Raw genomic sequence first — 25,913 nt, 5'->3', positions numbered from 1 at the left:
TCGACGGGGCTCGCCCGGCCCACCGCATCCGGTTACCACTGGACCGGGGCCGCTACTCTGGGACGGTTGGAACGGCCGAGCTGTGCCGTTCGTCGGAAGAGAACAGGACCAGCAACGGTGTGGAGAGGGACGGTCCGGTCCGTCCGGATCCGCGAATTGCTCATCCCGAGGGGTGGCGACCGAGGCCATCGGAGGAATACTCTCGGTCGCGGCCCGCGTACTGATGAGGCGCCCGGGGACGGGCGAGTGGAGGTGCTCGCGTGAGCCTGTCGATCGTGAAGTCGGTCCTGCCGGCCGGTGTCATCGAGATCGCCCCCCGTGGTGAGATCGACGTCGACACCGCCTACGAGGTACGTGAGGCGATCGCCGAGGTGCTGGCCAAGGGCCGGCCCGCGCGGATCGAGCTGAACATGCGACTCGTCACCTTCATCGACTCCGTCGGGATCAGCGCCATGGTCGCCGGCTTCCAGACCGCCGAGGTCAGCGGCGTCAAACTGATCGTCACCGAACCGAGCCGGTTCGTGCACCGGCAGCTCTGGGTGACCGGCCTGCTCGGTCTCTTCGGCGCTCCGGAGCCGTACTTCGCCGGTGCCGCCACCCCGGAGGTGCTGCCCGGCGCCTGACCGGGCCACGGGCGGCGTCCATGCCGTCCGACCAGTGACGTTGCCAGTCCGTCTCCGGTACGGCACGATCGTGCGACCGACGACGGTCAGGAGGCCCGGTGGTCCGGCGGGAGAGCTTCAGCTACACGGTGCAGGCGCGCTGCTCACCGGCGGACGCGATGGCGCTGCTGAGCGACCTGTCCCGGCAGGAGGAGCTGCATCCGCTGATCGTCCGGGTACGCCGGCTGCCCGCCCGGCCGGGTGCCCTGGCCAGCTATGCGATCACCGACCGGCTGGAGTTGGGGCCGCTGCGGTTCCCCGTCACCTACCAGGCCGACGTGCTGCTGGCCGGCGACGACGAGATCGTGACGGTGGCCCGCCAGCAGCCCGGCACCACCGTACGCAACCACACCCGGCTGCGGATGGAGGGTGACCTGCTGCGGATCGACGTGGAGATCACCCTCGCCGCACCGGCGCCGTTGTTCGGCTACGCCTTCCGGCAGGCCCGCGCCGCCCACCTGGGGCTGGCCAGCCGCCTCGGTGCCGTTCTGGACTCCCGGGCCGGCGACCCGCCTCCGGTGGGCTGACCACCGCCGGCACCCGGGCTGCCCGACCCGGTCGCGGCGCGGCGGCACCCGACCTGACCTGCCGCTGCGGCCGGCCGTGGTCCGGTGGCCCGCCCGGGTCGGACGGGCCACCGGGTCGGCTCAGATCATCGACAGGTGCACGTGGTTGGTGTGGTCGCTGGACGGGTCCCCGTTGCCCCCGCTGTACGCCTTCCACCCGCTGCTCGGCAGCCAGATCCGCTTGAACCAGATCACGTAGAGCACACCGAGCCGGTCGGCGTTGCGGATGAAGTACGCGGCGAGGTTGTTGCCGTACGTCCGGTCGCCGCCACTGGCCACCCCGCCGAAGCCACCCTTCTGGGCGGCGAAGTCGCACGCCCGGCCCTTGGGGTGTTCCCCGGAGCCGCTGGGCCGGTAGCAGGAGACGTACCTGGTGAAACCGGCCGCCTTGGCCTGGTTGAGGGCGTTGAGCGTACGCGGGGTGATGCAGCCGTTGGCCGGCGTCGGGTCGTTGACGCTGCACGACTCGGACGGCCAGGAGCCGTCGGAGTTGCGGGGCGCCCCCTTGGCGTTGCTGGTGGACGTGCCGTCCGAGCTGCCGGAGTCGCGGGAGGTGGGGGCCGGCTTGTCGGCGGCGGCCACCGCCAACGCCCGCTCGGCCTGTTCCTTGCGTTTGCCCATGGTGGCGACCTGCTTGCGCTGTTCGGTGATCTCCCGGCTGACCGCGGCCCGGGTCCGGGTGGCCTGGTCCCGGGTCTCGATCATCGTGCGCAGTTCCTGGTCCTCCCGGGTGGCGACCGTCTCCAGCGCCGCCGCGCGGTCCAGGAAGCCGGTCGGGGTGTTGCTGTTGAGCAGGGCGGACATCGGTCCGAGCCGGCCGGTGCGGTAGGCCGCGCCGGCGATCTCGCCGACCTTGGCGGTCTGCGTGACCAGTTGCCCCTCGATGGTCTTGAGCTGCCCGTCGAGTTCCTTTTGGCGTTTGGTGGAGCGCTCCAGGGCGGCCTTGGCCTCCAGCCAGCCCTTGCTGGCCGCGTCGAGCTGGTCGCGCAGCGCCGGGGTGCCGCCCTCGTCGTCGTCGCCCGGGGCGGCGAGCCGGGTGGTGGGCGCGGCGACGGCCGGGGTGAACGGCGCGGCCGACACGCCCAGGGCCAGCGCCGTGACGACTGCGGCCAGCAGCCGCGTGGTGGTGCGTACGTGCATGCGGATGTCCTTCCGTCAGCCGCCGACCGGGTTAGCTGACGGGTTCGGGACGGAAGATCCCTACCGCTTGCGCGGATGCACCCCAGGAACGTGGTTCCCCGGTTCGCCCGGGCGGGCGATTAGGCGGCGGCCTCCGCCTGGCGGAGACCGGGGCCGAGCCTACCGGTACGCGTGTGACGCCTGCCTACCTCGTGACTGAGGGTACGAGAGTGAATACCCTCAAAAGGGGCAAACAGCGCAAATTCCCGTGATCTCTGTGCGGGAGTACCCGCCGGGGCTGACCGTCCGGCCCGGGGTGGGGGTCACCAGTGGGCGGGTCCGCACGCCCCCGGGGTCGCCCCGGGCTCGATCTGGAGGGTGGCGTGCTCGATGTGGAAGTCCTCCCGCAGGGCGCCCCGGGCGGCGGCCAGCACCGTGCCGACCTCGGCGTCGCCGGCCAGGGTGAGGTGGGCCGAGGCGACGTCCATGCCCGAGGTGAGCGTCCAGACGTGCAGGTCGTGCACCTCGGCGACGCCGGGCACGGCGATGAGCCGGTCGTGCACGGCGGTCACCGGCAGGTGCTCCGGGGCGGCCTGCACCAGGATGCGTACCGCCGCCCGGCCGAGTCGCCAGGTGCGGGGCAGGATGAACACGCCGATCGCCACGGCGACCAGCGGGTCGGCCCACCACCAACCGGTGCCGGCGATCAGCAGCGCCGCCACGATCACGCCGACCGAGCCGAGCAGGTCGCCCAGCACCTCCAGGTACGCCCCACGCAGGTTGATGCTCTCCTTGGCGCCCTCCCGCAGCAGGCCGAACGCGACGATGTTGGCGAGCAGGCCGAGCACCGCCACCACCAGCATCGGGCCGGCCAGCACCTCGGGCGGCTCGCCGAACCGGCGGACCGCCTCGATCAGCACGTAGACCGCGACCCCGCTGAGCAGGACGGCGTTGGCCAGGGCGGCGAGCACCTCCAGCCGGTAGAGGCCGAAGGTGCGCTGCGGGTCCCGGGCGGCCCGCCGGGTGGCGGTGATCGCGGCCAGCGCCATCCCGATGCCGAGCACGTCGGTGAACATGTGCCCCGCGTCGGAGAGCAGGGCCAGCGAGCCGGTGCCGAAGGCGGCCACCGCCTCGACCACCATGAGCACGGCGAGCAGCCCGAACGCCGCCCAGAGCCGCCCCCGGTGCCGGTGCGCGGCGTTGCTGACCGTCGCGCTGTGGTCATGACCTGCGCCCACGTCCACACCTTCCGTCGCCGCTGCGGACCGGCTCCAATCTATGCTCACATCGCTATGTATGCAAGTGATGGTCGGTCGTCCGGCCAGGTGGGACGGGTTCCGGGCGGTCAGCCGGTCGGTTCGACGGTGGTGAGGCGCTGGGTCGCCCGGGACAACGCCACGTAGAGCGTCCGTACCCCGGAGCCCGGATCGGCCCGGATCTCGCCGGGGCAGACCAGCACCACCCCGTCGTACTCCATGCCCTTGGCCTGGAGGCTGGTCACCACCTGCAACCGCGCCCCGCCCCGGTCGCCCAACCAGCCGGCCACCTCGTCGCGGCGGGGCACCGGGGTGATCACGCCGACCGTCCCGGCCACCTCCGCCAGCAGCGCGTCCACCGCGTCGGCCGTCGCGCGGGCCAGCTCCGCCGCCGGCACCTGCAACGCCACCGGGTCCACCCCGGTGGACCGCACCGCGCTCGGCAACTCCAGGTCGGGATAGAGCCGGCGAATCTCCGCCGCCGCCACCGCGAAGATCTCCGCCGAGTTGCGGTAGTTGGTGGAGAGCGTGAACCGGTGCCGCCGCCGCCGACCCAGCGCCTGGTCCCGGGCCCGGTCCAGCTCCGCCTGGTCACCCGTCCAGGCGGTCTGCGCCGGATCACCCACCACCGTCCAGGAGGCGAGCCGGCCGCGCCGGCCGATCATCCGCCACTGCATCGGCGAGACGTCCTGCGACTCGTCGACCACCACGTGTGCGTAGTCCCGGTAGTCCTCGGGCCGCTCCCGGGCCGCCGCCCGCGCGGCCCGCTGCCGCTCCCCGAAGGTGCTCAGCTCCCGGACGCCGCCGGCGAGCTGGAACGGGTCCCGGCGGGCCTTCTTCGGGCGGACCGGCTGACCCAGCAGCGCGTCCAGCTCGTCGAGCAGGGCGATGTCAGCCACCGTCAGCCCCTCGGTGTCCAGCGACCGGTACGCCTCCACCAGCAACCCGACCTCCGTCCGGGACAGGACGCCGGCCGCGTACCGGTGCAGCCGCTCCGGTCGGGCCAGCCAGCCCAGCACGTGCCGGGGATGCAGCCGGGGCCACCACGCCTTGAGGAACTCCCGGAACTCCGGCCGCTCGATGATCTCGTCCTCGAAGGCCGGCTGCTCGGGCAGACCGGCGACGGCCAACCGTCGGGCCTGCGCGTACAACGCGGCGAGCACCCCGTCGAAGCCGACCCGACGGACCTCGTTACGGCGGGCCCCCCGGTGCAGCGCCCGGTCCCGGACGCCGTCCAGCTCGCGCCCCTCCAGGCGCAGCAACGCACCCCGGTAGAGCAGCCGCAGCTCCTGCGGGCCGTCCGGCACCGCGTCCCGGGCCGCCCGCTCCAGCACCCGACGCATCCGCAGCGAACCCTTCACCGCCGCCACCTCGGGACCGTCCGTGCGGGTCGCCGACAGACCGGGGAACAACGAACCCAGCGAGTGCAGGGTGGCGGTCTCCTCACCCAGCGACGGCAGCACCGAGGCGATGTACTCCACGAAGACCGCCGACGGGCCGACCACCAGGATGCCGCCGCCGGCGTACCGGCTGCGGTCGGCATAGAGCAGGTACGCCGCCCGGTGCAGGGCCACCGCCGTCTTCCCGGTGCCCGGCCCGCCGGAGACGATCGTGACCCCCGAACCGGGGGACCGGATCGCCTCGTCCTGCTCCCGCTGGATGGTCGCGATGATGTCCCGCATCCCCCGGCCGGTCGCCCGGGACAGGGTCGCCAGCAGCGCCCCGTCACCCACCACCGGCATGTCCGGCGGGGCGGCCTCCGGGTCGAGCAGGTCGTCCTCGATCCGGGTGACCTTCTCGTCCGACGAGCTGATCGTGCGCCGTCGCACCACCCCCAGCGGCTCCGCCGGGGTGGCCCGGTAGAAGGCGGCGGCGGCCGGGGCCCGCCAGTCGACCACCAGCGTCTCGGCGTCGTCGTCGCGCACGCCGAGCCGGCCGACGTGCAGCACCTGCCGGTCGCGCAGGTCCAGCCGGCCGAAGACGAGCCCCTCGTGTTCGGCGTCGAGCAGGTGCCGGCGCTGGGCGGCATGGAAGACCATTGCGTCCCGCTCCACCAGCGCGCCGAAGTTGCCGACCTTGGCCAGCCGGTAGCCGTCCCGCTCGGCGCGGGCGGCCGAGCGGCGCAGTTCGACGAGCCGGGCGTACACCCGGTCGAGATGCCGTTGCTCGGCGGCGATCTCCTGCTCCAGGGTGCTCTGGTCGGTCAACGTACCGCTCCTGTGCGACGGCGACGCCGGGCGCGGGTGCACGCCAGGCGGAATGAGGGTACGGGCAGCCGCCGACGCCGCGGCGGGCCGATACCCGTACCGCGACCTCCACCACCTCCGCGTGACCGGCCGCCCCGGCGGCGACGCACCGGGACGGTACGGCGGCCCCACGTGGCGGGACGGCTCAGCGTGTCGCCCGGCCGGTGGCGGCCCGCGCGCCCGGGGCGTCGGCGGGACGGCGGGGCCCCGGCGGTGGACCCACCCCGGTGGCGGACAGCACCCGGTCGAGCACCCCGGCGACGGCGGCGTTCACCTCGTCCGGGCGCTCCATCATCAGCATGTGGCCGGCACCGGGGCAGACGGTCAGCTCGGTGGCCGGCAGCGCCGCCGCGATCGACTCCGCACACGGCGGCGGGGTCAGCCGGTCCCGGTCCCCGACCAGCGCCGCCGCCGGCAGGTGCGCCAACGCGGCGAGCGTCGCCAACCGGTGCTGGGCCCCGATCGAGGCGCGGAACCCACCTATCGAGCGCAGCGAGGCGCGGGCCACCGCCGAGGTGACCAGCCGGATGTCGGCACCGGAGCAGCGGTCGCCGAAGAGCATCCACCTGATGCTCGGGGCCAGGGCGCGCAGCAGCGGACGGGGTGGCCGCCAGGAGCCGCACCGGGCCAGCACCCCCGCGCCGGTGGTCTCGGCGAGCCGGATCAGCCGGGCGATCCGTGGCGACAACCCGTACACGGTGTGGGTGTGCCCCTCGGCGGTGGTGGAGACGAAGATCAGTCCGGCCGTACGGGCGGCGAAGTGGGCGGGATGCCGGTGGGCGTACTCCATCACGGTCATCCCGCCCATCGAGTGCCCGACCAGCACCACCGGCCCGGTCGGGGCGAGCTCGTCCAGCACCGCCGCGAGGTCGTCGCCGAGCTGGGCCAGGGTCGCCGTCCGCAACGCCATGCAACTGGACCGGCCGTGGCCCCGGGCGTCGTAGGTGACCACCCGGACCCGGTCGCCGAAGCGGCCACGCAGGTCGGTGAGCTGCCGGTGCCAGGCGCGGCCGTCGAGCGTCCAGCCGTGCAGCAGGACCGCCGTCGCCTCGGCCTCGGCCGGGCCGGTCACCTCGACGTGCAGGCGTACCCCGTCGGGCAGCCGCAACTCCCGCTGATCCGGCATCGCCACCTCCCAGGCACCCGGGACACATTCACCGGCGTAACCCGGCGGTAACACCGGCTACCCGACATCAGACCACGCCAACCGTGCCGGTGAGAAGATTCCTGACCGGCCTGCGCACGGTCGGACCGGCGGTCAGGCTGGAGCCATGCCGCCTCCGCCCACCGGGGCCGCCCGGCCCTCCGGCCCGCCGCCCGTCGCCGCCGGACCGCCAGGTGCCGCCCGCACCCCCCGGGCGGCGCTGGCCGAGCTGCTCACCGGCAACCGGCGCTTCGTCAGCGGCCGGCCGGTCCACGGGCACGACGTGACCGCCGCCGCGGCCGTGGCCTCCGGGGACCAGCAGCCGTACGCGGTGCTGCTCGGCTGCATCGACTCACGGGTGCCGCTGGAGGCGATCTTCGACCAGACCTTCGGGTCGATCTGCGTCATCCGCACCGGGGGGCACGTGCTCGACCGGGCCGTGCGGGGCTCGATCGAGTACGTGGTGGCGCAGCTCGGGGTGACCCTGGTGATGGTGTTGGGGCACGAACGGTGCGGCGCGGTCGCCGCGACGGTGGACAGCGTGCGGACGGGCCGCCGTCCGGGCGGTGACCTGGGCTACCTGGTCGAGCGGATCACCCCGGCGGTGACCGAGGCGGGTCCGCACGACCCGGCCGTGCACCCGCTGGCCGTACGCCGGCACGTGCGCCGTACGGTGCGGGCGCTGCGCGCCGACGACATGCTGGCCGGCCCGGTGGCGGCGGGTGGGGTGGACGTCGTCGGTGCCCTGTACGACCTGGACACCGGCGAGGTCACCCTGCTCGACGACGCAGCCTGACCCGGCGGGACGCAGACATGCAACCGCCCGCCGGGGTGACCCGACGGGCGGTTGCGGATGTGCTCGGGGGAGGGCTCAGCCCTCGAAGACGCCGGCCTCGACGAGACGCTTCTCGGTCTTGTCCCACCCGTGGTCGGGGTGGGTGGCGGCGAGGTTGCTGATCTCGGCGCGGATCTTGGCGGCGTGACCGGCGGTGGCCAGCGTCCGGATCTCCTCGACGAAGGCGTCGGAGTCGGTGCGCAGGTGCGCGGTCTTGCCGTTGGTCAGGTTCCGCACGTAGGCGTGCTTGCCGCCGTTGAGCGGGATGAGGTACTTGAACTCGCCCAGCACGCTGAGGGCGCCACCCTGGCCAGCCTGGCCGGCCCGGACTGACGCGCGCGCGGTCTTCGAGGTGTTGCTCGCCACGGAGATGCTCCTTGCAAGACGTACGGGAGGACGGGGACCGTCCGGGGGCTGTAGCGGGTGACGCCCGGTGGTCGTCGAACGGCCGGGTGGTCGTCGGCCCGCGAAGTGGTGCGACGGCACAGAACCGCCCAGAGAAATATACACGACCACGGTGCCTGGCAGCTCACCGTGCCCGTCGGAGTGCACAACCCGGGTCACCGGTCCGGGTATTTCCCGCCGGCGAATTTTCCGATTCCCTGGCGCACCATCCGTCACAGCAGTCATCATGTGTGGACAACAGCCACTCGGGTGTCGAGGTCGTAGGGGAAGACGCACCTCGCCCTCCGGGAGGTCACCGTGCCAACGCGTGGCGTCGTATACGTCCACTCGACCCCGCTCGCCGTGTGCTCACACGTCGAGTGGGCGATCGCGCGCGTCCTCGCCGCGCCGGTCAACCTGCACTGGACGGCCCAGCCCGTCGATCCCGGCGCCCGCCGGGCCGAGTGCGGATGGACCGGTCGGCCGGGGACGGGTGCCGAGCTGGCTGCTGCCCTGAGACAGTGGCCCATGATCCGTTTCGAGGTGACCGAGGAACCCAGCACCGGCGCGGACGGCGAACGCTTCATGCACGTGCCCGGCCGGGGCCTCTTCCGGGGCGCGGTGGGCGCGGCCGGCGACATCCAGCTCGGCGAGGACCGGCTGCGCAGCATCATGGCGTCGGTACGCCCGGAGGCCCTGGCGCACGCCCTGGACAAGGCGATGGGCACCGCCTGGGACGCCGAACTGGAGCCCTACCGCTACGCCGGGGACGGCGCTCCGGTGACCCTGCTGACCCGGGTCGGCTGACAGTCACCCGCCCGCCGTCCCGTTCCCATGCGGTCGCCCGGCGCCACCGGCCCGTCTCCCCGGATGCCGGTACGGTCGGCGCGCTTTTCCGCGTGCCGGCACCTGTCGGCCTGGCTCCGCACGCCCCCGTGCCCGCCGGTCTCACCTCCCGGCACCCGATGACAACCGGCTGACCGCGCCAACGACGATCTTCATGCCGGCTGTGCCGCCGCAGCGATGTCGCCGCGGAGAGCACTATGCCTGTGGGTCATAAATATGACCCACAGGCATAGTGCTCTCCAGGAGGTCGTCCCCGCATCGAGCGGCCCAGTGACCGTGTCCGGTCCGGGCGGGACGTCCGCCGTACGAGCGGCCGGAGGGGGCACCCCGGACGCGGGGTGGGTGCCCTGGATCACCGGCCCGCGCGAGGGGCAGCCGCCGACCGAGCGGCCGGTCCGGGTGAATCCGCTCACCCGGACCGACCGCGTCCCGCCCGGGACCCGCCGGGTAGCCGGACACCCGGTCGGGGACGGGCACGCCGCACCCGCTGCCTGACCTGGTCGGGTTGCCGCTGATCTCCGGCGCGGGTTGGATGGGCCGGGTGCCGATCTCCCCGCGACGTACCGGCGTCGCCGTCGCCGCCCTGACCGCGCTGCTCACCTCCGCATGTGCGGGGCAGGGGCAGGCCCCCGCGCCGGTTCGCCCCGAAGCCACCCCGACGGCCACCACGACCGTCGCCCCCTCCGCCACCGACGACCCGGCCGGCCGGGCCGCCGCGCTGGCCGGCACGCTCGCCGACGAGGACCTGGTGGGCCAGGTGCTGATGCCGTACGCCTACGGCAGCTCGGCGACGACGGTGACCCCCGGCTCGGCCGCCGGCAACCAGGCCCTCGCCGGGGTCGACACCCCGGCCGAGATGATCGCGAAGTACCGGCTGGGCGGGCTGATCCTGGTCGGGTTCAGCGCCGACGATCCCACCTCGGGCAACCAGTCGACCACCAACGTCGACAACCCGGCCCAGGTGCAGAAGCTGACCGCCGGGCTGCGCGCGGCGGCCGGGAAACTGGCCGCCGGCCCGGCCCCGTTCCTGGTCGGCACCGACCAGGAGTACGGCGTGGTCACCCGGATCACCGACGGGGTGACCACGCTGCCCAGCGCGCTGGCCGCCGGTGCGGCCGACGACCCGGCCCGCACCGAGGCCGCCTGGAAGGCCGCCGGCACCGAACTGGCCGCGATGGGGGTGAACCTGGACTTCGCCCCGGTCGCCGACGTCCTGGCCACCCGCAGCACGGTCATCGGTTCGCGGTCCTTCGGCGCCGACCCGAAGCGGGCCGCCGCGCAGGTCGCAGGCGCGGTCCAGGGGTTGCAGAGCGCCGGGGTTGCGGCCAGCGTCAAGCACTTCCCCGGGCACGGGCTCAGCGCCGCCGACTCGCACCAGGAGGTCCCGGTGGTCGGCCAGCCCCGGGCCGAGCTGGACGCCACCGCCTTCCCGCCGTTCCGGGCCGGCATCGACGCCGGGGCGATGGCGGTGATGTCGGCGCACCTCGACGTCACCGCCGTGGACCCGGGCACCCCGGCGACCTTCTCCCGCAAGCTGCTCACCGACGTGCTGCGCGGCGAACTGGGCTTCCAGGGGGTGGTGATCACCGACGGGATGAACATGCCGCCGGCCAAGCGCTACCCGCCGGGCGAGGCGGCGGTGAAGGCCCTGCTCGCCGGCAACGACCTGATTCTGATGACCCCGAACGTCGGCCAGGCGTACGACGGGCTGCTGGCCGCGTTGCGTGACGGCACGCTGCCCCGGGACCGGTTGGTGGCGTCGGTCACCCGGGTGTTGACCATGAAGTTCCGGCTCGCCGACCGGCCGACCCCGGCGATGTCCACGCTCGACAGCGCCCCGCACCGGGCCGCCGCCGCCGCGTTGGCCGCTGCGGCGGTCACCCAGCTGCGGGGGAAGTGCGGTGTCGCGGTGTCCGGCCCGGTCACCGTCACCACCTCCGACGGGCGGGACAAGACCCGGGCGGCGCTCACCGCGGCGCTGACCGCCGCGGGCGTACGGGTGGTGCCCAAGGGCGGCACCCGGGTGCACCTGGTCGGTTACGGCGACGGCCCGAAGGATCTTGCCGCCGACGCGGCGGTCACCGTGGCGATGGACACCCCCTACGTGTTGGAGAAGGCGACCTCGCCGACCCTGCTGGCGACCTATTCGTCCAGCCGGGCCTCGATGACCGCGCTCGCCGGGGTGCTGGCCGGCAAGGCCCGCCCGACCGGACGTTCCCCGGTGCCGCTGACCGGTCTGCCCGCCACCAGCTGCACCGGCTGACCCCGGACACCGACGTGGCCGGCCGCCGACGGAGTCGACGACCGGCCACGGGTCACGCGGTGGCGGATCAGTTCAGCGGGACCTGCTGCGCCACCGCCGCACCACCGGCCTCGAAGGCGGCCAGCAGCGACGTCGGGGTGCCCCCGCTGACCGGGACCGTCACGGTGACCCGGTCACCGGCGGCCAGCCGTACGGTGTGCTCGCCCCGGGCCGTGTCGCCGTCCCAGGCGTACAGGTAGGCGGTGCCGGCCCGGTCGGCGCGCAGGGTGACCTGCACGCCGTCGGTGACCCGGTGGGCCGAGGTCAGCCGCAGCGCCGAGTTCTTCAGCCTCGGCACGGCGGCCGGGGCCACCCCGTCGACGGCCGACTGGGCGATGGTCTGCGGGCTGTGCACGCTGCGCGCCGAGGTGTCCGGGAACACCGGCGTGCTGGGCTGCCGGGCCGCCGGCTGGTAGCCGGGCAGGGTGGTCAGACCGTAGCGGTACGGGTCGGCCCGGACACCGGTGAAGGTGGACCAGCCCAGCCGGGACTGCGAGCTGAGGTCCTGGGTGTCCGAGTCGTAGACCAGCACGTTGAAGCCCATCCGGGCCGGGTCCACCGCGTCGGGCAGCACCGCGAACGGGATCATCGTCTCGATGGTGTAACCGGTGTACGGGGAGCTGACCTTGCTGACCACGGTCATCCCGGGCGCGGTGGTCGCCCCCGGGCCCTGCCGGTTGTCGGCGTCGCGCTGCCAGCAGGGCGGGTCGCCGTTGGCCGGGTCGTCGGTGACCGGGAAGATGCCGGCCTTGAACACGGTGGAGGTGTCCGTCGAGTTCCCCTTCGGGTCGACGATGATCTCCACGCTGTCGGTGCGGCGCTGCCGCTTGCAGTCCTGCGGCACCACCTTTTTGCCCAGCACGTCGTCGGTGACCTGGACGATCACCTTAAGCCCGTCGGCGGTCCAGGCGATCCGGCCGGTCGCCGAGGCGTCCTGCGGCGTGGTGGCCTGTCCCTCCCAGATGCGGGAGAAGTCCAGCTCCGGGCCGGGGTACTCGCCGGGCGAGGCGACCCCGTCGACGGTGCCGTCACCGGCGCGCGGGACCTCGGTGGTCGGCACGATCTCCAGTGCGCCGGTCTCCACGGTGCTCCCGGCGGCGCTGGTGGTGGTGATGGTGATGCCGTAGTCCCCGTCCGTGCCGCCCTCGTTGGCGGTCGGCAGGGTGGCGTCGGTGTTGGTGACGGTGAAGGTGACCGAGCCGGTCGCGCCGGGGGCCAGCGCGGGGTAGCTCTTGGTGGCCGCGTCGGCGGTGAAGCCGGCCGGCAGGCCGAGGGTGACGGTGCCGTCGCGGTTGACCCGGCCGTGGTTGCGCAGGTCGATGCGAACGGTGCGCTGCTGGCCGGAACCGATGGTGAGCACCGGCTTGATCAGCGTGTCCAGCTGCGGGTATCCGCCGTCGCCGGCCCAGTCGCGGAAGATGCCGACCTCGGGCAGCGGCTCCAGCGTGCCACGGACGTCGGCGACCACCCGGACGGCCCGGTCGGTGCGCCCGACACCCTGGCGGGTGGTCAGGGTGGCCCCGATGAGCTGCTGCTGGTTGGTGTCAGCGTCGGCCGGGACGGTGACGGTGAACGTGCGGGTCCGCTCCTTGCCCGAGGGCACGTCGTTGTTGAGCACGCCGGAGCCCTTGGCCTTCCAGCCCGCCGGCAGGCGCAGGTCGATCCGGGGCTTGACCAGCGCGCGGTTCTGCGGGGCGCGCAGGTGTGCGGTGACCTCGACGGTCGCGCCGGGGGCCAGGTCGAACCGGTCGGTGGTGAGGTACAGCTCGGTGCCCTTGGGCAGGCCACCGGTCACCGGCGGCAGCACCGAGCCGCGCAGGATCGCCTCCGGGGAGGTGTCCGCCGGGTCGTACGGGACGCGGCTGTCGATCAGTGTGTAGAAGTCACAGCGGATCTTCGTCGGGTCGGTGGGGGCGGCGGCGGTGCCGGCCCAGCCCTGGGTGACGTACTCCCGGCGGGCTTCGACCTCGATCTCGGCCCAGGTCTTCCCGCTGGCACTCGGCGTGCCCTCCCAGACGCCGAACACCTGGTCGGTCGGGACGGTGGGGGTGAAGCTGGTCGCGCACTGCGGGCCGGCGGCGGAGCTACCGGTGCCACCGGTGCGCAGGAACTTCGCGGCCCGGAACGGGGTGAGGCCCTCGGTGCTGAGCTGCTCGGGGAAGGCGTTCGGGTCGGCGGCGGCGGTGAACGCCTCGGCGGCGAACCGGGCGGCCTGCTGGTGGTTGCCATGGTTGCCGGGGGTCGGCGACGGGTTCATCGTCATGATGATCTCGGGCCGGGTGGTCCGGATGACCCGGACGATCTGGCCCAGGGTGTCGTCGTGACCCCAGATCTGCTCGGACAGCGGGGCGGAGGCGGTGTACCAGAAGTCGACCCGGTCGAGGTTGTAGAGGTTCTCCACGCCGGCCTTGCCGATCGCGGTGCGTTCCTCGCGTTCCCGGATGATGCCCAGCGGCGGCCCCTCCTCCAGACCGACGGCGTTGCCGCCGCCCTCACCACGGGTGATGGTGACGACGCCGGCCTTGGCGCCGTACTTCTCCTTCCACTGGCCGAGGGTGGCGAGGCTGCCGGCCTCGTCGTCGGGGTGGGCGCTGACGAAGAGCACGTCGAGGTCGACGGCCTTGGCGGGGCGTACGTCGGCCGGGGCGGCGACGGCGGTGGCGGGCGCCCCGGCCACGGCCAGGGCGAGTGCGGTGGGTAGCAGGAAACCCTTGATGCGCATGCGGATCCTTCCGGGACCACGGTGTCCGGGCAGCGACCGTCCTCGTCGGACGCAGGGCGTCGGACGCGGGGTCGCCAACGGACGGTGAGGCGGTGGGAACGGGGACCGGTGGGCGTCGTCGGACGCGGTGCACCGGGTACGGCAGCGGTACGGGTTCCGTACACACTGGAAGGCCTTCGTCCGGTGACGCTAGGGACCGGCGCGTCGGTACGTCAATCCTTTGGAAGGTATTTCTTCCTTTGCAGAAGAAATAAAGTGGGCCCTGCCCGGGATGTCCAGTCCTGTGCCACCGCGGCCGTCCCCGTCCCGGACGTTGGCCCCATCGCGGCCGTTCTCGCTGCTCCGACGCGGTGGGGTGGGTTGGTCGAGACGGACTTGTTACTTGACTATTTAATTCGTTCGCCGTAGGAAGGAAGTGTGACAGACGTGGTGACGCCACCAACGAGCCCGGTGAGCCGGGAGCGGTCGAAGGAGATCAAGCGGCTTTCCGTGATCTCCACCGCCCGCCAGGTCCGGGTGCTCTCCCGGGCCGAGCTGACCGAGCTCACCGGCCTGAGCCCTGCCACGCTCACCCCGCTGGTGCGGGACCTGATCGCCGAGGGATACCTGATCGAGCGCGGTCCGGGGACCTCCCGCGCCGGTCGTCCCCGGGCGATGCTGGAGTTCAACCCGCGCGCCGAACTGGTCGCCGCCGTCTCGCTGGAGCCGTCCCGGATCAGCTGCGAGATCGCCGACAGCGACGGCGCGGTGGTCGCCCACCGCACGGTCCGGCTGACCGGCGACATCGTCGACACCATCTGCCGGTCGGTGCCCGAACTGGCCGGCGACGGCCTGCCGGCACTGCGCGGGGTGGCCATCGCCGCGCCCGGCGTCATCTCCGGCGGCGCGGTCCGGCTCGCCCCCTCGGTCGGCCAGATCGAGGGCCGCCCGATAGGGGAGTCGGTCCAGCGGACCCTCGGCGTGCCCGTGGTGGTGGACAACGACGTCAACCTGATGGCGGCCGGCGAACACGCCGCAGGTGCCGGCACCGACGTCGCCGACCTGCTGCTGCTGCACGTCGCCGATGGCATCGGCGCGGGCCTGGTGCTCGACGGTCAGGTCCGCCGCGGTGCCCGGGGCGCGGCCGGTGAGGTCGGTTTCCTGCCGCTGGACCCGGCCGGCCGGGGACACGACGGGATCGGCCCGTTCGAGGCCCGTTGGTCGGAGAACGCGATCGCCGAACGGATGGTCGCGCTGGCCCCCGGCCGCCGCCCCGAATCGCCGGTACGTGCGCTGGTCGAGCTGGCCGCCGCCGACCCGCGTGCCGCCGGCTACCTCGACGAACTGCTGCACGCCTGGTCCCGGCTGATCGTCTCCTGCGTCTGCGTGATCGACCCGGGGCGGGTGCTGCTCAGCGGCGCCGCCGCCGAACTCGACGACGCCGCCGTCGGCCGGCTCCAGGACCTGGTCACCGCCGCCGCGCCCAGCACCACCGAGGTACGCCGGGCCGTGCTCGGCGACCGGGCGGTGTTGCACGGCGCGGTCAGTTACGCCCTCTCGGCTGCCGCCGCCGGCCTGCCCACCCTGTTACCGGCCCTTTGACCTGCCCTGCCTCAGTTCTTCCCAACCCCTCGGAGGTACCCCATGAGACGTCGACTTCTGCTCGCCGGAGCGCTCGCCACCGTCCTCGCCGCCGGCACCGCCTGCGGCGGCGGCTCGGACGACACCGCGGCCGGCGAAACCGAGAAGCTGACGATCTACACCGCCCGCGACAAGAAGGTCTCCACCTTCGTCGTGGACAAGTTCACCGCCAAGTACCCCGAGTACAAGGGGAAGGTGGAGATCCTCAACCTGGGCGCGCAGGAGATCCTGGAGCGGGTCCGGGCCGAGAAGGCCAACCCGCAGGCCGACGTCTGGTGGGGTGGCACCCAGCAGGGGCTGGCCGCCGGTGCCGGCGAGGACCTGCTGACCGCCTGGCAGCCCGCGTTCGCCGGCAAGATGGACGCCAAATACAAGGACGCCGAGGGCCGCTGGTTCGGGGAGATCCTGCTGCCCGAGGTCATCATGTACAACAACAAGGCGCTCACCCCGGAGCAGGCCCCCAAGGACTGGGACGACCTGCTGAAGCCGGAGTGGAAGGACAAGATCGTCATCCGCGACGTGGCCGCCTCGGGCACCATGCGGTCGATCTACGCCGCGATGATCATGCGGCAGTCGCCGGACGGCAGCAACCCGCAGCCCGGCTACGACTGGCTCAAGAAGCTCGACGCCAACACCGGCTCGTACGCGGCCAACCCGGCCGACCTCTACCTCAAGCTCTCCCGCCAGCAGGGCACCCTGAGCGCCTGGAACCTCCAGGACATCCTGCTCCAGGCCAACCAGTCCAACATGCCGTTCGGCTACGTGATGCCGGCCTCCGGCGCCCCGGTGCTGGTCGACGGGCTGGCCGCGGTCAAGGGCGGCAACAGCACAGGCGCGCAGAAGTTCATCGAGTTCCTCTTCGACGACACGCTCCGCGCCGACCTGGCCAAGGACTACTACCAGATCCCGGCCGTGGAGATCGCCCAGCAGCCGGAGTGGCTGGCCCAGCTCAACCTCAAGCCGCTCGACGTCAACTGGGACATCATCGGCAAGAACGAGACCGAGTGGATCAACCACTGGAACAGCCAGATCAAGAACAAGGGCTGACCCGTACGGGTGCCGGGGGCCGTCCCGCCCCCGGCACCGCCCGTCCCGCCAGCCCGCCCGGCCAGGTCCGGTACCGCATGAAGGAGAAGACATCATGATCGATGTCACGCTGGAGTCGGTGAGCAAGCGCTTCGCGCGTGCCGGCGACACCGCTGCCGTCGACGACGTCGACATCAGCATCGCCGCCGGGGAGTTCTTCACCCTGCTCGGGCCGAGCGGCTGCGGCAAGACCACCACCCTGCGGATGGTGGCCGGGTTCTACTTCCCCACCTCGGGGCGGATCAGGTTCGGCACGGAGGACGTCACCCACCGGCCGCCGAACAAGCGCGACACCGGCATGGTGTTCCAGAACTACGCCCTCTTCCCGCACATGTCCGTCGCGCAGAACGTCGCGTACGGGCTGAAGATCCGCAAGGTGGGGCGGGCCGAGTCGGCCCGGCGGATCGAGGAGGCCCTCGGCCAGGTGCACCTCGCCGGCTACGGCGACCGCCGGATCGACCAGCTCTCCGGCGGCCAGCAGCAGCGGGTGGCGCTGGCCCGCGCCCTGGTCATCCGGCCGCGTACCCTGCTGCTCGACGAGCCGCTGTCCAACCTCGACGCCAAGCTGCGCGAGGAGACCCGGGTGGAGATCCGGCGCATCCAGCAGGAGGCCGGCACGACCGCCATCTACGTCACCCACGACCAGTCCGAGGCGATGGCGATGTCCGACCGGATCGCGGTGATGGAGTCCGGCCGGGTCCGGCAGATCGGCGCCCCGCAGGAGATCTACCACCGGCCGGCGACCGCCTTCGTGGCCCGGTTCATCGGCCGCAGCAACGTGCTCAGCCTGCCGGTGGTCACCGCCGCCGCCGACACGGTCACCGTGGGCCTGCCCGACGGCAGCGAGACCGCCGTCGCCGCCCCCGCCGACCACGGCCTGCGCGCCGGGGACACCGCCCTGGTCTCGGTACGCCCCGAGCACCTCGGCCTCACCTCGGCCACCGAGCCCGGCGCGCTCACCGGCCGGGTGACCGAGGTGGAGTTCACCGGCATGGCCACCAACCTCGTGGTCGAGGTGGCCGGCGAGCCGGTGCAGGTCGCCGCGATCGACGTCCCGGCCGGCATCGCGGCCGGCGACCAGGTCGGCCTGCGGCTCAACCGGGACCGCATGTGGGTGGTCACCCCATGAGCACCATTCCCGCCGCGCCGAGTGCGGCGACCGTGCCGCCGGTCACCCAGGATCCCGTCCCGCCGAAGGCCGACCGGCCCCGGCGCGGCCTCAACGCCAACTCGCCGTGGTTCCCGTACCTGCTGGTCTTCCCGCTGGCACTGATCCTTTTCGGCTACGTGGTGCAGCCGATGTTCGCCACCTTCGCCGAGAGCGTCGGGGTGGACGGGGTGGCCAACTACACCGAGTTCGTCACCGGCACCGGGGTGGCCCGGTCGGCGCTGCTCACCTCGTTGATGATCTCGGCGGCCAGCGTGCTGCTCTGCGGGATCGTCGGGGTGGCGATGGCGTTCCTGCTCAAGCGCTTCTCGTTTCCCGGGCGGCGGCTGATCGAGGCGATCATCCTGGTGCCGGCGGCGCTGCCGCCGCTGATCGGGGCGATCTCGTTCCAGCTGCTCTACAGCGAGACCGGCATCCTGCCGCGCGGGCTGCAACAGCTGCTCGGCACCGAGAACCCGGTGCTGCCGTTCACCGGCATCGCCGGGGTGCTGGTGGTGCACACCTTCACCATGTACCCGTTCTTCTACCTCGCCGCGTCCGCCGCCCTGGTCGGGATGGACCCGTCGGTGGAGGAGGCGGCCTACAACCTGGGCGCGAGCCGGGTCCGGGTCTGGCGCACGGTGCTGCTGCCGATGCTCACCCCGGCGCTGGTCTCGGCGTCGCTGCTGGTCTTCATGACGTCGCTGGCGTCGTACACCGCGCCGTTGCTGTTCGGGGTGGACCGGACGATGACCATGCAGATCTACATCAACCGCACCAACGGCGACCTGCCGATGGCCTCCACCTACGCGTCGGTGCTGGCGGTGTCCTCGGTGCTGTTCCTGCTCGGGATGCGCTGGTACGAGGGGCGGCGCAGCTACCGCTCCCAGTCCAAGGGCGTCGCCTCGCACCGCCGGGAGATCACCAACCCGTTCGGCAAGTGGCTGGCGCTGCTGGCCTCGGTGCTGGCCACCATGGTGCTGCTCGCCCCGGTGGCGACGATCGCCCTGGTCGCCTTCTCCCGGGACGGCTCCTGGACCACCGAGGTGATCCCCGCGGAGTACACCATGCAGAACTTCGTGACGATCTTCTCGGACCCGGGGGCGTACCGGCCGATCCTCAACTCGTTGCAGATGAGCCTGCTCGCCACCGTCGGCTGCGTGGTGGTCGGCGTGCTGATCGCGTACGCGGTGCGCCGGCTCGACTTCCGGGGCCGGGGGCTGCTCGACGTGGCGGTCATGCTGGCCTGGGCGCTGCCCGGCACGGTGGTGGCGATCAACCTGATCTCGGCGTTCAGCACGGGCAACGCGTTCAGCTTCGGGCAGGTGCTGATCGGCACCTTCTGGATCATGCCGTTGGCGTACTTCGTGCGGTTCCTGCCGCTGGTGTTCCGGTCGAGTTCGGCGACGCTGGCCCAGATCGACCCGTCGCTGGAGGAGGCGGCCCGTAACCTCGGCGCGCCCTGGTGGCGGGCGTTCGGCACGGTCACCCTGCGGCTGATGCTGCCCGGTGTGCTGGCCGGCGCGCTGCTCGCGTTCGTCAACGGGGTGGGCGAGTTCGTCGCCTCGGTGCTGATCTACACCTCGGAGACGGCACCGATCTCGGTCGAGATCAACAACCGGATGTACTCGTTCGAGGTCGGCACCGCCGCCGCGTACGGCATGCTCCAGGTGGTGTTGATCTTCATCGTGATGGTGTTCTCCGGTCGCCTCCAGAACGGCGGCCGGGCCACCCGGGAGGCGGCGAAGTGGACGGCGTGACCTGGCCGGCCGGGGGCGGGCTGCTGCCCGCCACCCGGATTCCCGGCGGTGAGCTGGCCGCCGTCGCGGCGGCGGCCGACTACGCGGTGCTGCCCGTCGGCGCCGTCGAGTGGCACGGCCCGCACCTGCCGCTCGGCACCGACCTGATCCTCGCCGAGGGCTTCGCCGCCGAAGCCGGCGGCGCAGGTGGCCCGGCCGCCGAGGCCGGCGGCGCAGGTGGCCCGGCCGCCGGGGCCGGTGGCTCGTCCAGCCCGGCCGCCGGGGCCGGTGGCGCTGTCGCGTCGGCTGCCGGGTCCGCGTCGGCCGCCAGGTCCTCGGGGGATACGACCACCGGCTTCCCCGGGCCGCGCGGGGTGCTCTTCCCGGCGGTGCCGTACGCGGCCTGCCCGGGGCAGACCCGGCCCTGGCCGGGGACGGTGTCGATCCGGCCGGAGATCGCCGTCGGCTACCTCGCCGACGTGATCGAGGGGATCGTCGCCGCTGGTTTCCCCCGGCTGCTGATCGTCAACGGCCACGACGCCAACATGTCCACCGTGCGGGCCGCGATGGAGTGGGTCTCCGGCCGGCGTACCGCCAGCCTGCTGCTGGTCAACTGGTTCCAGCTGGTCACCCCGGCGGAGACCACCGACCTGTACGGGCCGCTGACCGCCCGGGGGCACGGCGGCGCGTACGAGACCTCCGGGGTGCTCGGGTTCGACCCCGGCGCGGTCCGCCTCGACGCGGTGACCGACCTGCCGCCGAAGCCGAAGCTGCCGGTCGGCCACCCGTACGTGCTGGTCGAATCCCGACCCGACCCGTGGCAGGGCTGGTCCGGGCACATCTCGCTGGCCTCCGAGGCGGCCGGTCGGCAGGTCCGCGCCACGGCCGGCGCGCGGCTGCGGGAGATCGTCGCCGCCTGGGTGGCCGCCCCGCCGCCCGCCCCGCCCACCGCCGACCCGCTGCCTGACGTGGCGGCCGACGGCCCGGCCCCGACGGCCGGTGACCCGACGGCGGCGGACGGGGCGACCGGGGGAGACCGGTGAGCGTGGACCGGGGACTCGACATCGTCGACTTCCACCTGCACTTCCGGATCGGCACCGACGAGACGATCCACGCCTGCGAGGACGCCGCCGGGATGCACCCCGGCGGGGAACACGAGCGGGCCGTGCGGGCCGCCGGCTCCGCCCCGTACGCGAAGGCGTGGCGGCAGGCGTGGAGCTTCCCCGACCCCGAACCACCCGCGCCGCGCTGGCAGGACGAGGCCGACCGGTGGGCCGACGAACTGCGCGCGGTACGGGTACGCCGGGCCGTCTTCGTCACCGGCGGCGGCAACGACACCGTCGCCGACGTGGTCGACAGGCATCCGGACCTGCTGCTCGGCTTCGCCCACCACGACCCGTACTCGCCGGGGGCCGCCGCCGAACTGGAGCGCGCGGTGACCGGACGGGGCCTGCGCGGGCTGAAGCTGTTCGCCCCGCTGCTGCGCGGCCCGCTGGACCACGCCGACCTGGACCCGCTCTGGTCCACCGCCCAGCGCCTCGGGGTGCCGGTGCTGATCCACATCGGCCACTACGGCAGCGCCGGTGGCCTGTCCTTCGGCCGGTACGGCGGCCCCGACGAGCTGGCCCGGATGGCCCGCCGCTTCCCCGAGCTGACCGTGGTGGTGCCGCACTTCGGCGTCCAGCACGTGCAGGACCTCCTCTTCGCCGCCTGGGGCTGCCCCAACATCCACGTCGACACGTCCGGCTCCAACCAGTGGGTGCGCTGGATGCCGTACAAGCTGACGTTGGAGGACCTGTTCCGCCGCTGCTACGAGACGATCGGCCCGCAGCGCATCGTGTACGGCAGCGACTCGTCGTGGTTTCCGCGCGGCTACGTCACCCGCTACCTCGACGACCAGTTGCGGGTCTGCCGCGAGCTGGGGATGCCCGACGACCACCTCCGCGCGATCTTCGCCGGTAACGCCGAACGGCTGCTGGGCCTGACCGACCGGCCAGCCGAGAACCCGGGAACCGGCCCCAGCGCCGCGTCCCGGCCCGGAAGGAAGTAAGGAACGCCATGAGCGAGCTGACCACCTACCAGCGGTACCACCTGGCCCCGACCTACCACCACCACGTCGGGCACCTGTACCCGGCGATGGTGCGTGCCAGCCAGGCGCACGTGGTGATGCTGACCGAGCAGGGCCTCATCCCGGCCGAGCGGGGGGCCCGGCTGCTGCGCGGGCTGGCCACGCTGCGCGCCGACGACAGCCCCGCCCCGGCGTTCGACGGCAGCTTCGAGGACACCTACTACCTGCTGGAGTCCACCCTCGCGCAGGCGTGCGGCCTGCCCGCGTCCGAACTGGACGTGCAGATGGCGCGCAGCCGCAACGACCTGGACGCCGGGGTGTTCCGGATGCTGCTGCGCGACCAGCTGCTCGGGGTGCTGGAGAGGGTGCTGGTCACCGGCGTGACCGCGCTGGACGTCGCCGACCGGTACGCCGACGTGGTGATCACCGGGTACACCCACCGCCGGCCGGCCCAGCCCACCACCATCGGGCACGCGCTGGCCGGCTACGCCGAGGCGCTGGCCGGTGAGGCCGCCGCGTACGCCGACGTGATCGACCAGCTCAACGTCTCGCCGCTGGGATCCTGCGCGTTCGCCGGCACCGACCTGGACATCGCCCCGGCCCGGGTGGCCGAGCTGCTCGGCTTCGACGGCCTGGTGACCAACTCCTACGAGGCGGTCGCCGGGGCCGACCACCTGGTGCGGGTCGGCACCCTCAACGCGCAGGCCCTGGCCACCGGTGCCCGGCTGGCCCGCACCCTGATGGACTGGCTGACCTGGCAGTGGGTGGCCACCCCCGGCGACTTCACCCAGGGCAGCAGCATCATGCCGCAGAAGCGCAACCCGGTGGTGCTGGAGCACCTGGTGTCGATGGCCGGCGCGAGCGCCGCCGACGCCGCCTCGGTGCTCAACAACGTCGGGGCGGCCTGGTGGGAGGACTCCAACAACGCCACCACCGACGTGCAGGTCCGGCTCTGGGACAGCAACGACCGGGCGGACCGGTTCTTCGCCCTGGTCGGCGGCTTCCTCGCCGAGCTGGAGCCGCTGCACCCGCCGACCCGGGAGGAGATCGTCGCGTCCGGGGCCACCACCACCGCGGCAGCCGACGCGTTGACCCGGCACGGGGTGCCGTTCCGGGCCGCCCACTCGGTCGTCGGCCGGCTGGTCCGCGCCGGTGCGCCGGGCACCTGGACCGCCGACGGCGTCCGGGCCGCCGCCGACGGGCTGGTCGACGGGCTCACCGACGACGCCGTGGCCGACCTGATCGCCGCCGCCGTCGACCCCGACCTGGTACTGGACCGGGCCCAGGTGGACGGGCCGGGTGCCGCCGCGGTGCGCGCCCAGGTGGCGACGCTGCGGGTCGCGTTCACCGGCGTCGCCGACCGGCTCGCCGCGACCCGCGACCGGCTGGCCCGCGCCGACGAGGCGCTGGACGCCGTGGCCGCCGAGGTGGCCGGCCGGTGAGCGCACCGATCGGGCGACCCGGTGGCCGCCGGCCCCTGCGGCCGGGCGGCACACCGTCGTGGAGACGACCGGCGGGCACGGCGGTGACGGGGCGGTGGACCAGGTGAGCGTACGGCTGGCCGGCCGGGCCGCCGCCGGCACCCGGACCGGCGAACTGCTGCTCGGCATCGACTTCGGCGGGACCAAGATGGCGGTCGGGGTGGCCGACGACACCGGTCGGCTGCTGGCCCACCGGCGGATCGCCACGCACGCCGAACAGGGTGCCCCGCAGGCGTTGGACCGGGCCCTGGAATTGGCCGCCGCACTGGTCGCCGAGGTCGGCGGGCCGCTGGTGGCGGCCGGGGTGGCCTCGCCCGGGGTGGTCCGCCCCGACGGCATCGACCTGGCCCCGAACGTGCCCGGCTGGGAGCGGCTACGCCTGGCAGACGCCGTCTCCGCCGCCCTCGGGGTGGCCCGGGTGGCGGTGGACAACGACCTCAACGCCGCGGCCCTGGCCGAGCTGCGGCTCGGTGCGCTGCGCGACGCCGACCCCGGCCTGGTGGTCGGGATCGGCACCGGCGTTGCGGCGGCCGTCACCGTCGGCGGCCGGGTCCTCGCCGGGCACCGGGGCGCGGCCGGCGAGATCGGCTACGCGGTGGCCGGCGGCCCGTGGCCGGGCACCATGCTGGAGCTGGACTTCTCCGGCCGGGCCCTGGACCGGTTGGCCGACGAGCTGGGGGTGGCCGGGCAGGCGGCCGGGCTGTCCGCCGCCGCCGAGCTGCCCGGCGCGGCCCGCGACGCGCTCACCGCCCGGGTCGACGAGCTGGCCCGGCACCTGGTCACCTGCTGCCTGCTGCTCGATCCGCAGCGGGTGGTGCTGGTCGGCGGGGTGGCCGGCAGCGCGTTGATCCGGGGGCTGCTCGTCGACCGGCTGGCCGAGGTGCTTCCGCACCGCCCCGACGTGGTGCTGTCCCGGTTCGCCGACGACGCGGCGTTGCTGGGCGCGGTCACCCTTGCCCGGGAAGCGGTGCCCGCTCCCCGCTGACCTGGCGATCCGTGCGTCCGGGCCGTGAGGGGTGGACCGGTCGGACCGGGTGTCCGGCCCGCGAAGGGGGCGGGCCGGACAGCCGGTGCGGGGCGGGTCAGAACGTGGGCGGGGTGGGGCTGGTCGGCGTGAGCACGCCACCGGCCCGGGTGCGGACGGCGTGCGCCGCCGCCGCCGCGTTGCGGACCACCTTGGCGGTGTCGTGGCTGACCATGGTCCGGTTCTGCTTCACGATCCGGCCGTCGATGAGCACGGTGTCGATGTTGGCGGGGGTGGCCGAGCGGACCAGTGTCGACTCCAGGTCCCCGATGGGGGCGATGTTCAGGTCGTCCGCCCGGATCAGGACGATGTCGGCCCGCTTGCCGGGGGTGATCGAGCCGATCACGTCGGCGAGACCCAGCGCCTTCGCGCCGTTGATGGTGGCCATCTCGATCGCCTGCCGGAACACCACGGGCGGCAGCGTCTCAGTGTCCGTGCCCAGCCACGGGATGCCCAGGTTCCAGGCGACGTTCATCGACTCGAACATGTTGATCGGGGCGAGCGAGCTGGCGTCGAAGGACAACGAGACGGTGATCCCGGCGGCCAGCATCCGCAGCAGTTGCCCGTGGAAACCGCCGGCCGTGCCGAGGCGCAGTTCGGAGTGGACCGAGAAGCTGACCGGGGCGTGGGTGCGGACCATCGCCTGCCGGTCCGCCTCGTCGAACGGCAGGGCGTGGCAGAGCAGGAAGTCCGGCCCGAGGAAGCCCATCCGCTCCAGGTCGGCGGCGTGCACGGCCGTCGTCGGGCCCTGCCCGGAGTGCACCGAGACCGGCAGCTTCCGCCTCCTGACCTCGGCCATCTCGGTCAGGAAGGTGGGCAGTTGGCCGGGCCCGCGCAGGTTCACCCCGAGGTGCACCAGCCCGTCGAACGGTGACTTCTTGCCGAACCAGGTGGACGCGACCCGGTCGATGTCGGCGAAGTCGATCGGCTGGGTGGCCGGCTGGCCGTCCCGGTGGCCGTACGAGTAGCGCGCCCGGACCAGGCCGTCGGCGTGCGCGTGCAACTCCGCGTCGGCGTACTCCGGCCCGCGTACGTTGTGCGCCCAGTTGTTGACGGTGGTGATGCCGGCGCTCGCACACTCGACCAGACCGAGCAGCACGCTGTGGTAGAAGTCGTCAGGCTGGTAGGCGGCGACGGTTGCCGACTTCGCCGCGAAGTACTCGAATCCGGTGGAGACGAAGTTGCGGCCCAGCGCGCTCCACATGTGGTAGTGCGTCTCCACGAAGCCGGGCATCGCGATCATCTTCGCGGCGTTGATGACCTGGGCACCCCGGGCCCGCAGGCCCGGGCCGACCTGGACGATCCGTCCGTCGAGCACCTCGATGTCGGCCCGTGCCTGGTTGCCGATCACGGGGTCGACGGAGACCAGCGCCGCGTTCCTGATCAGGTAGTGGCCCCGCTCCGGACGCCAGCCCGGGGCGCGGCCCGGCCGGTGCGGCCCGGGGGAGGCGGCGCGGGCCGGCGTGGGGAGGGCCAGTGGCGACACGGCGGCGGCCCCGGCGGCGGCGAGCAGGGCGCGTCGGCCGAGCAGCGGCGCGGGAGCGGGCCTGCCGCATTCGTCGAAGAGTGTCGTTGTGTGGTCGTCGCCGTTCTCCGGCGTCGCAGCTGTGTCCGGGGTGTGAGGCATGCGGGCAAGCTAGGAAGACGCGATTTCCGCGAAATTTCC

20 protein-coding genes and 1 riboswitch are annotated in these 25,913 nt (G+C 73.3%); of the genes, 13 read left to right on the top strand and 7 right to left on the bottom strand.

The genetic code is table 11. The annotated features are described in order from the left end of the window. Positions 1–260: 260 nt before the first annotated feature. Together JQN84_RS17900 and JQN84_RS17895 are read left to right on the top strand one after the other, a co-directional pair. On the top strand, positions 261–623 hold the full coding sequence (locus tag JQN84_RS17900; protein ID WP_067309377.1) for an STAS domain-containing protein: 363 nt from the start codon (positions 261–263) through the stop codon (positions 621–623). 98 nt (positions 624–721) lie between these two features. After that, a complete protein-coding gene (locus JQN84_RS17895; protein ID WP_204959467.1) occupies positions 722–1,189 on the top strand; it encodes an SRPBCC family protein in 468 nt (155 codons plus the stop codon). Between the two features lie 120 nt (positions 1,190–1,309). On the opposite strand, the gene JQN84_RS17890 is transcribed toward JQN84_RS17895, so the two are convergent. From JQN84_RS17890 to JQN84_RS17875, 4 genes are all read right to left on the bottom strand, one after another. Further along, positions 1,310–2,368, bottom strand: a complete 1,059-nt coding sequence (locus JQN84_RS17890) for a coiled-coil domain-containing protein (protein ID WP_204959466.1) — start codon at positions 2,366–2,368, stop codon at positions 1,310–1,312. A 4-nt stretch (positions 2,369–2,372) separates the two neighbouring features. Further along, positions 2,373–2,504, bottom strand: a riboswitch (cyclic di-AMP (ydaO/yuaA leader). Between the two features lie 166 nt (positions 2,505–2,670). Further along, positions 2,671–3,585, bottom strand: a complete 915-nt coding sequence (locus JQN84_RS17885; RefSeq protein WP_204959465.1) for a cation diffusion facilitator family transporter — start codon at positions 3,583–3,585, stop codon at positions 2,671–2,673. Positions 3,586–3,692: 107 nt separating this feature from the next. Then, entirely contained in the window at positions 3,693–5,810 is a 2,118-nt protein-coding gene (locus JQN84_RS17880) for a HelD family protein (RefSeq protein WP_204959464.1), read from the bottom strand. A gap of 184 nt (positions 5,811–5,994) precedes the next feature. Further along, the gene (locus tag JQN84_RS17875; RefSeq protein ID WP_204959463.1) at positions 5,995–6,975 is read right to left on the bottom strand and encodes an alpha/beta fold hydrolase; all 981 of its coding nucleotides are present in this window, start codon (positions 6,973–6,975) and stop codon (positions 5,995–5,997) included. Positions 6,976–7,120: 145 nt separating this feature from the next. Between JQN84_RS17875 and JQN84_RS17870 the strand changes: the two genes are divergently transcribed. Then, on the top strand, positions 7,121–7,789 hold the full coding sequence (locus JQN84_RS17870) for a carbonic anhydrase (RefSeq protein ID WP_204959462.1): 669 nt from the start codon (positions 7,121–7,123) through the stop codon (positions 7,787–7,789). Between the two features lie 75 nt (positions 7,790–7,864). Here the strand turns inward: JQN84_RS17870 and JQN84_RS17865 are convergent, their stop codons facing one another. Next, complete coding sequence (locus JQN84_RS17865; protein WP_088647745.1) at positions 7,865–8,194, bottom strand: hypothetical protein; 330 nt, start codon at positions 8,192–8,194, stop codon at positions 7,865–7,867. Positions 8,195–8,530: 336 nt separating this feature from the next. On the opposite strand from JQN84_RS17865, the gene JQN84_RS17860 reads away from it, so the two are divergent. After that, positions 8,531–9,019, top strand: coding sequence for a DUF3145 domain-containing protein (locus JQN84_RS17860; RefSeq protein WP_204959461.1), 489 nt, complete (start codon positions 8,531–8,533; stop codon positions 9,017–9,019). Positions 9,020–9,599: 580 nt separating this feature from the next. After that, a complete protein-coding gene (locus tag JQN84_RS17855; RefSeq protein WP_372445998.1) occupies positions 9,600–11,321 on the top strand; it encodes a glycoside hydrolase family 3 protein in 1,722 nt (573 codons plus the stop codon). Between the two features lie 67 nt (positions 11,322–11,388). On the opposite strand, the gene JQN84_RS17850 is transcribed toward JQN84_RS17855, so the two are convergent. Then, positions 11,389–14,082, bottom strand: a complete 2,694-nt coding sequence (locus JQN84_RS17850) for a sugar-binding protein (protein WP_204959460.1) — start codon at positions 14,080–14,082, stop codon at positions 11,389–11,391. 417 nt (positions 14,083–14,499) lie between these two features. On the opposite strand from JQN84_RS17850, the gene JQN84_RS17845 reads away from it, so the two are divergent. The 8 genes from JQN84_RS17845 (at position 14,500) to JQN84_RS17810 (ending at position 24,208) form a co-directional block, all read left to right on the top strand. Continuing rightward, positions 14,500–15,663 (top strand): ROK family protein, encoded by a 1,164-nt coding sequence (locus tag JQN84_RS17845; protein ID WP_204959459.1) that lies wholly within the window; start codon positions 14,500–14,502, stop codon positions 15,661–15,663. Positions 15,664–15,705: 42 nt separating this feature from the next. Further along, positions 15,706–16,749: an extracellular solute-binding protein gene (locus JQN84_RS17840; RefSeq protein ID WP_204959458.1), complete on the top strand. Its 1,044-nt coding sequence runs from the start codon at positions 15,706–15,708 to the stop codon at positions 16,747–16,749. Between the two features lie 94 nt (positions 16,750–16,843). Further along, positions 16,844–17,917, top strand: a complete 1,074-nt coding sequence (locus tag JQN84_RS17835) for an ABC transporter ATP-binding protein (RefSeq protein ID WP_204959457.1) — start codon at positions 16,844–16,846, stop codon at positions 17,915–17,917. Next, positions 17,914–19,695 carry an ABC transporter permease gene (locus JQN84_RS17830; RefSeq protein ID WP_204959456.1) on the top strand — a complete coding sequence of 594 codons (1,782 nt, stop codon included), beginning with the start codon at positions 17,914–17,916 and terminating at the stop codon, positions 19,693–19,695. The genes JQN84_RS17835 and JQN84_RS17830 overlap by 4 nt, the downstream gene beginning before the upstream one ends. Further along, positions 19,683–20,717 (top strand): creatininase family protein, encoded by a 1,035-nt coding sequence (locus tag JQN84_RS17825; protein WP_307821288.1) that lies wholly within the window; start codon positions 19,683–19,685, stop codon positions 20,715–20,717. The genes JQN84_RS17830 and JQN84_RS17825 overlap by 13 nt, the downstream gene beginning before the upstream one ends. Then, on the top strand, positions 20,714–21,724 hold the full coding sequence (locus JQN84_RS17820) for an amidohydrolase family protein (protein ID WP_204959455.1): 1,011 nt from the start codon (positions 20,714–20,716) through the stop codon (positions 21,722–21,724). The genes JQN84_RS17825 and JQN84_RS17820 overlap by 4 nt, the downstream gene beginning before the upstream one ends. 8 nt (positions 21,725–21,732) lie before the next feature. After that, positions 21,733–23,184 carry a lyase family protein gene (locus JQN84_RS17815; RefSeq protein WP_204959454.1) on the top strand — a complete coding sequence of 484 codons (1,452 nt, stop codon included), beginning with the start codon at positions 21,733–21,735 and terminating at the stop codon, positions 23,182–23,184. A 103-nt stretch (positions 23,185–23,287) separates the two neighbouring features. Continuing rightward, positions 23,288–24,208 carry an ROK family protein gene (locus JQN84_RS17810; protein ID WP_307821287.1) on the top strand — a complete coding sequence of 307 codons (921 nt, stop codon included), beginning with the start codon at positions 23,288–23,290 and terminating at the stop codon, positions 24,206–24,208. A 97-nt stretch (positions 24,209–24,305) separates the two neighbouring features. Here the strand turns inward: JQN84_RS17810 and JQN84_RS17805 are convergent, their stop codons facing one another. Beyond that, on the bottom strand, positions 24,306–25,874 hold the full coding sequence (locus tag JQN84_RS17805; protein ID WP_204959453.1) for an amidohydrolase family protein: 1,569 nt from the start codon (positions 25,872–25,874) through the stop codon (positions 24,306–24,308). Between the last annotated feature and the right edge of the window lie 39 nt (positions 25,875–25,913).

Source organism: Micromonospora humidisoli (genome assembly GCF_016900955.1).
GTDB classification, from domain to species: domain Bacteria; phylum Actinomycetota; class Actinomycetes; order Mycobacteriales; family Micromonosporaceae; genus Micromonospora; species Micromonospora wenchangensis.
The sequence above is the reverse complement of the archived record's forward strand: the minus strand, read 5'-3'. Positions and strand labels throughout refer to the sequence as shown.